This is a genomic window from Candidatus Avoscillospira sp. LCP25S3_F1, from assembly GCF_052117125.1.
Taxonomy (GTDB): domain Bacteria; phylum Bacillota; class Clostridia; order Oscillospirales; family Oscillospiraceae; genus Avoscillospira_A.
The window spans coordinates 1-14,512 of record NZ_JBQKJT010000013.1 but is presented as its reverse complement, the minus strand read 5'-3'; the positions used below and the strand labels follow the sequence as shown (position 1 = coordinate 14,512).

The window sequence follows — 14,512 nt, the reverse complement described above, 5'->3', positions numbered from 1 at the left end:
ATGAAAAAATGGATTCACAGAGTACTCATGGCGCTCTCTGTTCTGGTTCTGGTCAATGGTTTTTTTGTGGCCCGACAGCAAAAGCTGGCAGAGAAGATGGTACGGCTACATGTGGTGGCTGCCTCCGATCAGGAAATTGACCAGGAGATCAAGCTGCTGGTACGGGATGTGGTGTTGCAGGAGACCGGCAACTTGCTGGAAGGGGAGGGCGACCCCCGTGCAGCATTGGCTCAGGGACTTTCCTCCATTGAAACGGCGGCCAACCAATGCCTGCAATCCCTGGGCTGCAGGGAAACGGCTAAAGTGACATTACAGAAGGAACTCTTTCCTACCAGAGAATACGACAGTTTTACGCTGCCCGCTGGAACGTATACGGCATTGCGCGTCACCATCGGCACCGGCCAGGGCCACAACTGGTGGTGTGTTGTCTTTCCGTCGCTCTGTCTCAGCGCCACATCGGCGGAGTTTGAAGCGGCCGCCCAATGCGCCGGGATGACGGAGCAGGAGGTAGCATGGATTACGGACACAGAGAACAGTCGCCTGAGCTTCAAATCCCTGGAACTGCTCTATGATTTACGGCAGTTGTTTTCATGATTGCTCTGGTCAGAATAGACGATTTATGATACACTGGAGCCAGAAACGGAGGGAGTTTCTGTGCTGCAACTTTTCATTTCAACGGAACCCCGGGCGCTGCGGCAGGCGGTGCTCCAACGGGTCCGCGACAACCAGGAACGAAACTGCCCGGGACAAATTCTCATTGTTCCCGAGCAGTTTTCCCATGAGGCAGAGCGGATGCTCTGCGAAATCGGCGGTGATACCATTTCCCGGTATGCCGAGGTGTTGAGCTTCTCCCGGCTGGCCCATCGAGTATTTGCCGCCTATGGCGGCGTCAGCCGTCCCAGGATGGACAAGGCAGGACGGCTGATCGCCATGGCCCGTGCCGTGGAGACTGTGGGCAGCCGTTTGAAGCTTTACGGCGCCTGCGGACGAAAACCGGAATTTTTGCTGCGGCTGCTGACGCTGCTGGATGAGCTGAAGAGCGCTCGTATCGGTGTGGAACAGTTGGGGGAGACAGCACGTCAAACCGGCGGCCAGCTGGCGGTCAAGCTGGAGGAGCTGGCGCTGCTCCAGGAAAGCCTGGAGACGGTTTGCGCTTCTATTGGCGAGGATGCCAATGACCAGTTGATGCTGCTGGACCAGCAGTTGCAGGAGCATCCGTACATAGCGGGCCGGGAAATCATCCTCTGGGGATTTTCCGACTTGACGGCCATTGAGATGGAGATTCTCCGTACCATTTTGGAGCAAGCGGACAGCGTGACTGTGGCTCTGTTGACCGATGGAACGACCGCCGGCCCCTTTTCGGTGGCAACCGGCACCTTACTGCGGCTGCGGCAGATGGCACCGGAGAATTGCCACACTGTGCGTCTGGACAGTACGGATTGCCGTCCAGATGCCCTGCGGCATCTGACCGATAACCTGTTCGGCGGGTCTGCCAGTCCGTGGGAAAGCGTCGCCCCGGCGCTGCATCTGCACAGTTCCGGCGGCGTATTTGAAGCCTGTATGGATGTGGGCGGACGGGTGCAGGATTTAGCCCGTCAAGGTTGGCGTTATCGGGATATGGCCATCTGCTGCACAGATATAACCGCCTATCGGCCGGTGTTGGAGGATGTGTTCGACCGGTTCCGGATTCCTCTCTATGTGTCCGGTACCGACGCCATGGAGAGCAATCCCGTGGTTGGTATGGTGCAGAGCGCCTTGGATGCCGCCGCAGGAGGCATGGAAACGGAGGATGTGCTGCAATTTCTGAAGTCCGGCCTGTCTACGCTGACGCCGGAGCAGTGTGACCGCGTGGAAACCTATGCCCGCACATGGCGCATCCGGGGACGTAAATGGGATGCGGAATGGGATATGCATCCGGATGGCTACGGCGCTAAAATGACGGAGGAAACGGCGCAGCAGCTGGCACAGCTCAACGAAAGCCGTCTCCGGGGCGCTGGACCGCTGCTGTCGCTGCGGGACGGATTGCGGCAGGCATCCAATACAGCCCAGCAGGTGATGGCGCTCTACGACTTTCTCACGGCCATCGGGCTTTCCGACACCCTGGAGCAGATGCAACAGCGCTGCCGTTCCAAGGCGGAACTTCGACAGGCACAGCTCTACGGACAGATGTATGAGCTGGTGGTGGAGGCATTGGAACAGCTGTACCAGGTCTTGGGCGACACGGTGCGCAGCCCGGAGGATTTTGCGCAGATGGTTTCCACGGTGCTGGCCCAGTATGATGTGGGCACCATCCCGGCCAATATGGACAGTGTGGCCTGCGGTGCGCCGCCTGCTATGCGGTATCAGCGCTGCCGGGTGCTGTTCCTTCTGGGAGCCGATGACGGCGCATTCCCGTCCTACCAGCCGGAAACCAGTCTGTTAACGGAGCAGGAGCGGAAACAGTTGGTGGATCTGGGACTGCCCATTATGCCGGGCCGCAGTATGCAGCTGGACCGAGAACTGGCTGTACTGTATCAGGCCCTGGCCGCTCCGGCGGAACGGCTGTACCTCTCCTATACAGCGGAACAGCCGTCCTATCTGTTTATGCGCATCGGCCGCCTGTTTCCCCATAATCCGGTGGAGCAGGACGAGGCGGTGCCGCGGATTTTGCTGTATGACGCAGAAGCCTTGGGACAGGCTGCGGCATCAGGCCGCAATGAAGCGCTGAACGGGTTGGCAGAATCCGCCGGTACGGCAGTCCAGAAAGCCGCTGCCGCCGTGCGGGAGAAAGCCGCCTATGGACCCGGTAGCCTGGAACCTCAAACCGTCTCCCGTCTCTACGGCAAACGGCTACAGCTTTCCGCGTCTAAAATCGACCAATATGCCGCCTGCCGCTGCGCCTATTTCCTTCGATACGGTTTGCAGTTGAAACCGCAAAAAGAGGCATCCTTTGACGCACCGATTTATGGTACGTTCGTCCATGCCATTCTGGAGCAGACGGCGGTACAGGTGCGGCAGGAGGGCGGCTTCCGGGCGGTCAGCGAGGAACGGCTTCTGGAAATCGCCCGGGAGAAAATCACCGCCTATGAGGATGAAACCTTACAGCGGATGCTGGAGCGGTCGGAGCGGCTGGCCTATCTCTTTGCCCGCAATCAGCAGGAGGTGCTGGATGTAGTCCGGGATTTGGGGCGGGAGCTGCGCGTATCGCAGTTTGAACCAGTGGGATTTGAAATCGAATTTTCCGCACTGGGTCCCTTGGGACCTATCACCATTGAGGGACGGCAAATGGGCGCCGACCTGTCGGGCTTTGTGGATCGGGTGGACCTCTATACGAAAAACGGCGTATCCTATCTGCGGATTGTGGACTATAAAACAGGCAAAAAGAGCTTTGACTATACGGATTTGCTCAATGGGCGTGGTCTGCAAATGCTGATCTATCTCTTTGCACTGTCGGATAACGGTCAGTCCTTGTATGGCGAGCACTTACAGCCGGCCGGCGTGCTCTATTTTCCCGCCCGGCGGCCCATCTTACCGGCCACTCAGCGGCCCAATCCGGAGGAACTGGAGCGCAAACGCCAGACGGAACAAACGCGTCAAGGATTGCTGCTCAACGACAGCACCGTTCTTGAGGCCATGGAGCAGTTTGAAACAAAACCGGTCTATTTGCCGATACAGTTGACCAAGGATGGCACCATCCAGGGGGATTTGGCAGACCGAGAGGAATTGCAGCTGCTGCGCCGTCATGTGCAGCGGACCCTGGAGCAAATGGCCGACAGCATCGCAGACGGTGCGGTAGAACCCAACCCGATTGTCCGCGGCAGTGAGGATACAGCCTGTGCTTACTGTGACTATGCCGCCGTATGCCATCGGGCCTCTGGTATTGTAATGGCCCGGCCCATGCGAAAGACGGATCGGAAGGACTTTTGGAAACAACTGAGAAGGGAGGTGGAAGACCTTGGCTGACATCCAACTGACACCAGCCCAGAAGGCTGCTGTCACTGACCGGGAGGGGGCGTTGCTGGTATCGGCGGCTGCCGGTTCCGGTAAGACAAAAGTTCTGGTGGACCGGCTGATGGAGCAGATCTGCGATCCCGTCCGCCCCCGGAACATCAACGACTATTTGATTATCACCTATACCAAGGCAGCAGCGGCGGAACTGCGGGCGAAAATCTCTGCTGAACTGGGAAAGCGGTTGGCGTTAGACCCCACCAACCGCCATTTGCAGCGACAGTTGAGTCTGGTCTATCTGACGGAAATTTCCACAGTGCACGCATTTTGTTCCACGCTGCTGCGTACCTATGCCCATCTGTTGGACCTGCCTTCAGATTTCCGGGTAGTGGAGGAAGCGCAGGGACGGCAGCTGCGGGACCGTGCCATGGAGACGGTTCTGGAGCAAGCCTATGCCGATGCCCGAACAGATGAGGATTGCAGGGCGGCCATTGACCAGTTGGGCGCTGGACGAGACGACCGCAGTCTCCGCAGCGCCATTGACGCCATTTATGACGCGGCCCTGTGCCACACGGACCCAGAAGACTGGCTGTGCCGATGTGAAGCGGCGTTGACCATTGATCCAAAGGAGGGCTGCGCCGCCACCTTGTGGGGCGGCTATCTGCTGCGACAGTTCCAGACATTTCTCCAGGCGCAGATCACATCGTTCCAGGACGCCCTCACCCAAATGCGCGGGGATGAAAAGCTGGAAAAATCGTATCTCCCATGCTTTACAATCAATTTGCAACAATTACAGGAGCTGGAGGGAATCGACGATTGGCAGACCCTGTCCCAGAGCATTCCCACATCCTTTGGTCGCCTGACCGCAGTGCGTGGTTACGATGACGCCGCCACCTTGGCCCGGCTGAAAGCGGTTCGCAGCCGATGTTTGGACGGCCTCAAGGAATGGCACGGCATATTCGACGAGGAATCGACAGTTCTGGCGGACCTGATGACGGCATCCGACGCACTGAAAGGTGCTGTGGCGCTGACTCGGCAGCTGTGGAAACAGTTCACACAGGAAAAACGCCGTCGCCACATGTTGGATTTCAGCGACTTGGAGCACGAGACCATTCGCTTGCTGGTGGACCGCCATACCGGCAGCCCAACCGCCGTGGCCCGGGAAATTGCCGGACGGTTTGCCGAAATTCTGGTGGATGAGTATCAGGACTCCAACGCCATCCAAGAGTATATCTTCTCTGCCATTTCCCAGGAAAATCGCAATCGCTTCATGGTGGGCGATGTGAAACAGTCCATCTACCGGTTCCGCTTGGCGGACCCATCGATTTTTCTGGAGAAATACCGGGCTTATGCGCCCAAAGCACAGGCGGAACCGGGCTGCCCCAGAAAGGTGCTGCTGTCGGAGAATTTCCGCTCCAGACCGGAGATTCTGGCGGCGGTCAACGATGTATTCCGCTGCGTCATGTCGGAGGAGGTGGGCGATTTGACCTACGGCCCGGAGGAAGTGTTGAAGCCGGGGCGGGAGTTTCCGCCGATGTCGGAACCACCGGTAGAACTGCACTGCCTCTATGGCGTCAACACCGACGGGGAAAGCGACAAAAGTGGTGTGGAGGCCCGCTTTGTAGCGCAGCGTATCAGCCAGTTGTTGCAGACGGGAACTGTGCAGGAGGGAGACGGCTGGCGGCCCGTCCGGCCCGAGGATATTGTCATTCTGTTGCGGTCCGTCAGTTCTGCCGCTCCGGTCTATCTGGCAGCCATGCAGACGTTGGGGATTCCCTGCACCTGCGACAAGGGTGAAAACCTCCTGGAGACCCAGGAGGTGGAAACACTGATGGCGATTCTAAAAGTCATTGACAATCCGTTGCAGGATATTCCACTGGTGACAGCATTGGCCAGTCCCGTGTTCTCCTTTACAGCCAGTCAGCTGGCCACCATCCGTGCCGCCAAGCGAAAGGGCAGCTTTTATGAGGCGCTATGTGCAGCAGCGGAACAATTGGAACCAGCTCGCGCCTTTTTGGAAACGTTGGAGGAACTGCGCCGTCAGGCCCAATGGCTTCCGCTCCACAGCCTTTTACGGATGGTCATGGAGCGGACGGCAATCAAAGCGGTGTTTGGTGCCATGGACGGGGGACAGCGGCGACAGGAGAATTTGCAGCAGTTTTTCTCCCTGACAGTCGAAAATAGCACTCAGATAACCCTGATGGCATTCCTCTCCGATCTGGATCAGAGGATGCGCCACGGCCAGTCCATTCCCTGCGGAGAGCAAAGCAGCAGCGCGGCAGTGCGGATTATGAGTATTCATAAGTCCAAAGGCTTGGAATTTCCCATTGTTATACTGGCCGACCTGTCCCGCCGCTTTAATACCGAAGACCTGCGCAGCAATGTCATGACACACCCGACACTGCTGCTGGGCAGTAATGTGCTAGACCAGCAGAATCGTGTCCGGTATCCCACCATTGCCCGCAAGGCCATCGCCATGCAGCTGCGGCAGGAAAGTATTTCGGAAGAGCTGCGGGTATTATATGTGGCGATGACCCGGGCCAAAGAGCGACTGATCATGACGTATTGTTCTAAATATCTGGAGACGGAACTGGCCAACGTGGCCGCAGCCGCCGACCGGCCGGTTTCGCCGCAGTTTGCCGGTGCAGTCAAGAATCCCGGTATGTGGGTTCTTGCCGCCGCCATGACACGCAGCGAAGCGGGTGCCCTCTTTACTGTAGGTGGCTACCCCCGTCAGGCGCAGGTATCGGAGATTCCCTGGACCATTCGCTGTCATAGTCCGGAAGCCCTGGAGGAGGCAGCAACCGTTGACGTCGTAGAGGAAATACCCTCTGCCGCACAGTCGCTTCCAAGAGCGGAGGACCTGTCCGTTACTTTGGCGTATCATTATCCCTTTGCCGCTGCTGCGGCAGTACCGTCCAAGGTGACAGCTACCCAGCTTAAAGGGAGGCCCATGGACCAGGAGGTAACGGAGCAGGCGGAAAATTTTTTGCCGGTTTCTCACCGGAAACTCCGGCAGCCAAATTTCGTAACGGCGGATCGGGGGTTGTCGCCTACGGAACGAGGTACAGCCAATCACTTATTCCTGCAATTTGCCGAATATAGTGCATGCCAGACGCCGGAGGGCGTCGCCGCAGAATTGCAGCGTATGCTTCGCCAGGAATTTCTCACACCGGAACAGGCCGCAGCTGTTTCCGTGGAACATATGGTGCATTTGTTTCGATCTGCACTGGGACAGCAGATTCTGACCTGCCCCCGGGTGGTGCGGGAGATGAAATTCTCCCTGCTGGTGGACGGCGCGATTTATGATCAGAGCGCCGCCGGGGAACAACTGATGCTCCAGGGCGTCATTGACTGTATGCTTCTAGAGGAAGACGGCATTACCGTCATCGACTTCAAGACTGACCGCGTTCAGCCGGGACGGGAGGCAGAGCGGGTCGCTGTCTATGCCCGTCAACTGCAAACCTATGCCATGGCCATTGGCCGTATTTATCAAATGCCTGTACGGCGTAAGATTCTATATTTTCTGGCTACAGGTCAGGCGCAGGAGATCACCGAATAAGCCGAATAAAAAGAGGACCGCCCGCTCTTGCAAGAGAGCGGGCGGTCTGCCGGTTGTGAAAAAAGAAAAGAGAAAGGGAGGTTGAAAATGAAAAAGCATTTGGCGATCAGACCATTCGGCCAATGCCCTGATTGCCGCTGTCCTTTTGGACAAGTTTATCTTACTGCCAGGCCATGAACAGATCATGAACGGAACAATAACAAATTTTAAACGTTTGTCTCACCACAACTGTAACTGTCCATCGGCCCGTGTACTGTCCAGGGGAGGCTGCTTGGTGTGGAGCAGCGCCTTTACAGCGGCGCTGTCCAGCAGCCAGGGCTCCAACTGCTCCGGCGGAAGCAGCAGCGGCATACGGCCATGGGTTGGGCGGACGGAGTCATTGGCCTCGGTGGTGATGATGCAGAAGCAGTCCATACCACCACGCTTGTCCCATACCGCCGCCATATACAATGGCTGACGGTCTTGCAGAGCAAACCGGAACTGTTGGCGGGCATGGTCCCGCTCATAGAATGCAGACGCCGGCACGATACAACGCCGTTGTACGGCGGCATCCCGGAACATCGGCCGTTCCAGCAGCGTCTCCGCCCGAGCATGAATCACAGGCTGACGCCCCGGCCAGGGAAATCCCCAAGTCATCAGTGCCGGTGTCAGTTCCATTGCCCCAGCCAACAGCACCGGCGCCCGGTCCGAAGGGGCAATCTGATCATCGGGCCAGCAGGGGAGTGCCTGTTGCTGGGCCAGCCTGCTGCGAATGGACTGCAATGCCGGGCATTGGGTTACAGAAAACTGAAATCGTCCGCACATTGGGAATACCCCCTCTTGCAAAAATACTTCTTTTCTTTATTTTAGTATATCCTACCATCATTGACAAGAGAAAAACGGCGTTTCCCTCCGTTCTTCGGGAAACGCCGTGGCAGGATTTACTGGATATGCGCGTGATTATTGATGTGGTCGCTGCAATAACAGTAATATCCCTTGCAGCGGCTGCAATACCGAAATTCCAAGTCTGGGTAGTCGGCGTCGGTACGGCCGCAGACGGTGCACTTGTGTCGGTACGGCTTCTTGCCGTCCTTGCCGCGGTAGCGGTCGGCCCATTGAGGATTGGGGGCCGCAGTTTGCCGGGGCGGCGTATAGCTGCGATGGTAAGAACCCATGCGGGGCAGAACGTTTTGAATCTCTCTGCCGAAAAACAGGAAGTAGTTAAGCAGTGCAACCACGGGGAACAGGCAGTAGGGGAATGCCAGGAAAAAGAAACTCAGAACCACAGATCCAAGGTAGAACCAGGCCAGCCACTTCATTTTGAAGGGAATGATGTAGAGCAGCAGCACTCGATCTTCCGGACACATCGTAGCAAATGCTAGAATCAGGGAAAGATTCAGGTAATAGGCATTAGCCGATACGCCCAAAATCAACGCGGCAATGTCCATGATGATGACACCGCAGAGATAGTAGCAGTTGAACTTCATAATGCCCCAACGGGCCTCCAGAATCCGGCCGATCTGGAAGTAGAAGAAAAACATAATGGCGAGAAACAGAGGTTGTGTAAAGGCGTTACCACCCACATTGGGAATAAAGATGTAGGAAAACAGCCGCCAGATTTGCCCGTCAAAAATTTTGCTCCTGCTGAATGAGAGCGCATAGACCAGAGCGCCGCTGGGGTCCGCCAGACTGAAGATGTAGACCAGAAGATTGCCCAAGCCAATATAGAGCATCAGATTGGGGATGCCTCGGTTTCGATTATTGAAAAAAAAGCGGGTAATGGAACGTTGCAGCTTTTTCAAGCAGATTGCCTCCCTTTCGGTAATTCAATTTATTATATCGGAAAAAAACGGCAGTGTCCATAGACGAATTGTGAATTCTCCAATTTTTCATGGAATGATTGTAATTGCAAGCAAAATTTGCTATGATAAAAGAAAACATTGCAAAGGAGCCGTTTCATGAGCATCGTCAGAGATATGTCCCTGGCCGAGTATGGCCGTATGAAAATCGCCTGGGTCCAGGATTATATGCCGGCCCTGTCCGCCATCCGCGCCCGGTTTGAAAAGGAGAAACCCTTTGCCGGTAAAAAGATCACCATGTCCATTCATATGGAGGCCAAAACAGCGTATCTGGCCCTGTGTCTGGCCGCAGGCGGCGCCGAGGTCCATGCCACTGGCTGCAACCCTCTTTCCACTCAGGACGATGTAGCCGCCGGTCTGGCTTCTATGGGCGTCAATGTCTACTGCTGGCATGGCGCTACCGCCGAAGAGTACGAATCCCATCTCATTGCCGCACTTTCCTGCCGTCCCCATCTGATTATTGACGATGGCGGCGACCTTTTAGACCTGCTCAGCGGCAAATGTGCAGAATTGGGTGAAAATATCATCGGCGGCTGTGAGGAGACCACCACCGGTATCCACCGCCTCAAGGCCAGAGCCGCCGCCGGGAAACTACCGTTCCCCATGATGAATGTCAACGATGCCAAGTGCAAACATTATTACGACAACAAGTACGGCACTGGTCAGTCCGTGTGGGACGCCATCATGCACACCACCAACCTGCTGGTGGCAGGTAAGACTGTGGTCGTGGCCGGTTACGGCTACTGTGGCCGCGGCGTAGCCATGCGAGCCAAGGGTATGGGCGCGAACGTCATTGTCACAGAAATTGACCCCATCAAGGCGCTGGAAGCTACCATGGACGGTTGCCGTGTGATGCCTATGGATGATGCCGCATCGGAAGGTGATATCTTTGTTACCACCACCGGCTGTAAGGATGTCATTGTTCGCCGGCACATGGAGAAGATGAAGGACAACGCGTTCCTGTCCAACGCTGGCCACTTCAATGTGGAGGTCAACGGTGACGATCTGGCGGCGCTGGCTGTTCGCGTCTATCCCCGCCGCAATGAGATTATGGGTTATGAGCTGGCCGACGGCCGCACGCTGAATCTGCTGGCTGAGGGCCGTCTTGTCAATCTGGCTTCCGGTAACGGCCACCCAGCGGAAATTATGGATACCAGCTTTGCCATCCAGTCGCTGTCCCTGGAGTATATGCTCCACAACGGCGCCAATCTGGAGAAGAACGTCCACGAGGTACCCAAGGCCATTGATGACGCTGTCTCCCTGCTGAAGCTGGAGGGTAACGGTCTGAAAATCGACACGCTGACACCGGAGCAGAAAGCGTATATGAGCGGCTGGGAAGTGTAATTTTCTAAAAATCAAGAAAATCACTTGACAGGTTTCGTCTTTATCCCTATAATAACGACATAATTGAACAACACTTATCAAGAGTGACGGAGGGAACGGCCCGATGAAGTCCGGCAACCTGCTTTTTTGTAAGGTGCCAAATCCGGCGGTGCGAATCGAAAGATGAGGAAATAGACTACTCAGCACGCTTCGCCTGTCGGAGCGTGCTTTTTTCGTCACTCCCCGCAAGACAAGAAAGGAACGATCATATGGCAAAGAGAATTTTTACTTCCGAGTCTGTTACCGAAGGACATCCCGACAAAGTTTGCGACCAGATTTCCGACGGCGTTCTGGACGCCATCCTGGCTCAAGACCCCATGGCCCGCGTAGCCTGTGAGTGCGCCACCACTACCGGTATGGTGCTGGTCATGGGTGAGATCTCCACCAGCTGCTATGTGGACATCCCCAAAGTGGCTCGCCAGACCATTGAAAAGATCGGCTATGACGAGAAGTGCGGCTTTGACTATAAGACCTGCGCCATTCTGACGGCCATCGATGAGCAGTCCGGCGATATTGCCATGGGCGTCAACAGCTCCTATGATGATGCTGCTGAGATCGGCGCCGGCGACCAGGGCATGATGTTCGGCTACGCCTGCGATGAGACTCCTGAGCTGATGCCCGCCCCCATTTCCTTTGCTCATAAGCTGTCCAAGAAGCTCACTGACGAGCGTAAGTCTGGACGTCTCGACTGGCTGCGCCCCGACGGCAAGAGCCAGGTGTCCGTCCAGTACGGCGACGACGGCAGCGTGGAGCGCATCGACACTGTAGTCGTTTCCACCCAGCACAGCCCCGACATTGCCATCGACACCCTGCGGGAGGCTGTCATCGATCAGGTCATCAAGCCTACGCTGCCCGCTGAACTCATCGATGGCGAGACCAAGTTCTACGTCAATCCCACTGGCCGGTTCGTCATCGGCGGTCCTGTGGGTGACAGCGGCCTGACTGGCCGTAAGATCATCGTCGATACCTACGGCGGTTACGCTGCCCACGGCGGCGGTGCCTTCTCCGGCAAGGACCCCACCAAGGTGGATCGCAGCGCCGCGTATATGGCCCGTTATATCGCAAAGAATATCGTTGCAGCCGGTCTGGCCAAGAAGTGCCAGATTGAGCTGGCCTATGCCATCGGTGTGGCACAGCCTGTATCGGTCCTGGTGGACACCTACGGTACCGGTAAGGTCAGCGATCTGCAGCTGGGCGAGATCGTCCGCCGCTGCTTCGACCTGCGTCCCGCCGCCATCATCAAGGCACTGGATTTGCGCCGTCCCATCTACCAGCAGACTGCCGCCTACGGCCACTTCGGCCGTCTGGACCTGGATCTGCCCTGGGAGAAAACAAATCGCAAAGAAGAATTGCTTGCTTGTGTCTGATGTGATATAATGGCTATATTCTGGATCGTATTTTGCCGATCCTTAGTCTGAAAGGGCGTAACAAATGAAAAAAATCGAGATCATGGGTTGCGGCTATATCGGTCTGCCCACAGCCATTACATTCACACTGGCCGGCTATGAAGTCTGCGGCTTTGACATTCAGGAGAGCGTGGTCAAAACCCTCAATGCGGGAAAGATTCATATTGTAGAACCGGGCCTGCAGGAGGCCATGGATCAGGCCATGGCCACTGGCCGCCTGCACTTTACGGCTAAGCCTGAGCCCGCCGATGTGTTTATCATCGCTGTGCAGACGCCCCACCGGGATACGCCGGAAGGGAAGCGGGTTTCAGATATGAAGTATGTGGAATCTGCCGCCCGCAGCGTGGGACAGGTCATCCGCCCCGGCGGCTTGTGTGTGCTGGAGTCCACATCGCCTCCGTATTCTACCCGCCTGGTGGAGTCCATCGTCTCCGAGGTCAGCGGCATTCCTGCCGAGGACTTCATGACGGCCCACTGTCCGGAACGCATTATTCCTGGAAGAATGCTCATTGAGCTGCGGGAAAACGACCGTATTATTGGCTCCAACCGCCCAGAATCGGCAGAATACGCCAAGGAAATCTATACACCGGTTGTCACCAAAGGCACCATCCGCACCACCGACGATCTGACGGCGGAAATGTGTAAGCTGACGGAAAATACTTTCCGCGATATTAACATCGCCTATGCCAACGAGCTGAGTAAAGTCTGTGACCGGTTGGGAATTGATGTATTCAATCTGATTCAGCTGGCTAACTGCCATCCCCGCGTTAATGTACACACCCCCGGCATCGGTGTCGGTGGCCACTGCATTGCCGTGGACCCCTGGTTTATCCATGAGAAATTTGAGGATATTACACCGCTGATTTATGAAGCCCGTATAATCAACGACGGTAAGCCTGCCTGGGTTGCCGACCGCATTGCAAGGGATGTGGCCCCCGGCGCGAAAGTTGCCGTGCTTGGTATGAGCTTTAAGGCAAACATTGACGACATCAGAGAGAGTCCCTCTGTGGAGTTTGCCAAAATTCTGCGGCAGCGGGGCTATGAGGTTTTGGCCTGTGAGCCCTATATTCAGCATGAGGTAGCCGGTTTTGCTAACCATTCTCTGGAAGATGCCATGGCTCAGTGTGATTACGCCGTAATCACCTTGGCCCATAATGAATTCAAGGAAAAGAAGGAACTGATCGCGTCCAAGCCGTATTATGATTGTGTCGGCCTGATGCGCTGAAGTTTGAGGAAACTTACAGGAGGAGGACAGACGGTTTTCGTCTGTCCTCCTCCTCAGTCTGTCGAAAAAGTCCAACGAAAGCTGGGCTTTTTCGTTTGTAAGAGGTAAAATAAAGTAGGTGGTGAAAAAGATGCTGGAACGTGAAAAAATGGATCGTAATGTGATAGAGATGGTGGAAATAGATAGCCTGGTACCAGAGGGGCATCTGCTCCGGAAAATAGACAAGGCGGTAGATTTCAACCGTTTATATGAAATGGTGAAGCCGTTATACTGTGAAGACAACGGCAGGCCAAGTGTAGACCCGGTGGTGCTGTTCAAAATAGTACTGATCCAGCATCTATATGGATTGCCGTCCCTTCGGCGGACGGCGGAGGAGGTAAGCTTAAATATGGCCTACCGCTGGTTTTTGGGGTACACCTTGCAGGAGGAAACTCCCCACTTTTCCACGGTGAGCTATAATTTCCGGCACCGCTTTACCGAGGAGACAGTAGACCAGGTATTCCAATGGATTTTGGAAGAGGTAGCGGAGGCAGGTTATCTTTCACCCAAGGCGGTATTTATAGACGGAACACACATCAAAGCAAATGCCAATACCAAAAAGCAGGTGAAAGTGCAGATTCCGGCGGCATCCAGGCACTATGCCAAGGAACTGATGGAAGAGGTAAACGCAGACCGAGAGGCCCATGGAAAGCAACCCTTTGATGATGATGACGAGCCACCGACCCCGACGAAGAAGCATAGAGACAACACCTCGAAGAAGAAGCTGGCCCGGCGGAAGAAGGAAAAGCTGCGTACGGTGACCCGGAGCGTAACTGACCCTGACAGCGGCCTATTTGTGAAGGGAGAGCACAAACGGCAGTTTGCCTATGAGGCCCACACAGCCTGTGACAAGCATGGATTTGTCCTGGAGACAGTCATTACCCCTGGAAATGTACATGACAGCGTGGCCTTTGACGAAGTGTATGACCGTGTGACAGCGGATTTCCCGGAAGTAGAGACGATTGTTGCCGATTCCGCCTACAAGACCCCGCATATCTGCAAAAAGGTATTTGAAGATGGTCGTGTGCTCTCCACCGCCTACAAGCGGCCTCAGACCATGAAGGGTGGGCACGAGTGGTGGAAGTATGTGTATGATGAACACTATGACTGTGTGATTTGTCCGGAATACCAG

The 14,512-nt window shown here is 55.7% G+C and carries 9 protein-coding genes and 1 riboswitch; of the genes, 7 read left to right on the top strand and 2 right to left on the bottom strand.

The annotated features are described in order from the left end of the window. From ACTQ33_RS12155 to addA, 3 genes are read left to right on the top strand one after another with little or no spacing between them, the layout of a single operon-like run. Positions 1 to 594 carry a stage II sporulation protein R gene (locus ACTQ33_RS12155; protein WP_441464868.1) on the top strand — a complete coding sequence of 198 codons (594 nt, stop codon included), beginning with the start codon at positions 1 to 3 and terminating at the stop codon, positions 592 to 594. A gap of 60 nt (positions 595 to 654) precedes the next feature. Then, positions 655 to 3,942: a PD-(D/E)XK nuclease family protein gene (locus ACTQ33_RS12150; RefSeq protein ID WP_441464867.1), complete on the top strand. Its 3,288-nt coding sequence runs from the start codon at positions 655 to 657 to the stop codon at positions 3,940 to 3,942. Then, on the top strand, positions 3,935 to 7,489 hold the full coding sequence (gene addA, locus ACTQ33_RS12145) for a helicase-exonuclease AddAB subunit AddA (protein ID WP_441464866.1): 3,555 nt from the start codon (positions 3,935 to 3,937) through the stop codon (positions 7,487 to 7,489). The genes ACTQ33_RS12150 and addA overlap by 8 nt, the downstream gene beginning before the upstream one ends. A gap of 219 nt (positions 7,490 to 7,708) precedes the next feature. On the opposite strand, the gene ACTQ33_RS12140 is transcribed toward addA, so the two are convergent. Next, on the bottom strand, positions 7,709 to 8,293 hold the full coding sequence (locus tag ACTQ33_RS12140) for an SOS response-associated peptidase (RefSeq protein ID WP_441464865.1): 585 nt from the start codon (positions 8,291 to 8,293) through the stop codon (positions 7,709 to 7,711). A 116-nt stretch (positions 8,294 to 8,409) separates the two neighbouring features. Beyond that, on the bottom strand, positions 8,410 to 9,270 hold the full coding sequence (locus ACTQ33_RS12135) for a hypothetical protein (RefSeq protein WP_441464864.1): 861 nt from the start codon (positions 9,268 to 9,270) through the stop codon (positions 8,410 to 8,412). A gap of 156 nt (positions 9,271 to 9,426) precedes the next feature. Here ACTQ33_RS12135 and ACTQ33_RS12130 point away from each other — a divergent pair, with 156 nt between their 5' ends. The 4 genes from ACTQ33_RS12130 to ACTQ33_RS12115 form a co-directional block, all read left to right on the top strand. Continuing rightward, positions 9,427 to 10,671 carry an adenosylhomocysteinase gene (locus ACTQ33_RS12130; protein WP_441464863.1) on the top strand — a complete coding sequence of 415 codons (1,245 nt, stop codon included), beginning with the start codon at positions 9,427 to 9,429 and terminating at the stop codon, positions 10,669 to 10,671. Between the two features lie 71 nt (positions 10,672 to 10,742). Beyond that, positions 10,743 to 10,840, top strand: a riboswitch (SAM riboswitch). 79 nt (positions 10,841 to 10,919) lie between these two features. Further along, positions 10,920 to 12,077, top strand: coding sequence for a methionine adenosyltransferase (gene metK / locus ACTQ33_RS12125; protein WP_441464862.1), 1,158 nt, complete (start codon positions 10,920 to 10,922; stop codon positions 12,075 to 12,077). Positions 12,078 to 12,141: 64 nt separating this feature from the next. Next, on the top strand, positions 12,142 to 13,341 hold the full coding sequence (locus ACTQ33_RS12120) for a nucleotide sugar dehydrogenase (RefSeq protein WP_441464861.1): 1,200 nt from the start codon (positions 12,142 to 12,144) through the stop codon (positions 13,339 to 13,341). Between the two features lie 130 nt (positions 13,342 to 13,471). Further along, positions 13,472 to 14,512, top strand: a 1,041-nt coding sequence (locus tag ACTQ33_RS12115) for an IS1182 family transposase (RefSeq protein ID WP_441464860.1), incomplete at its 3' end; no start/stop codon positions are given.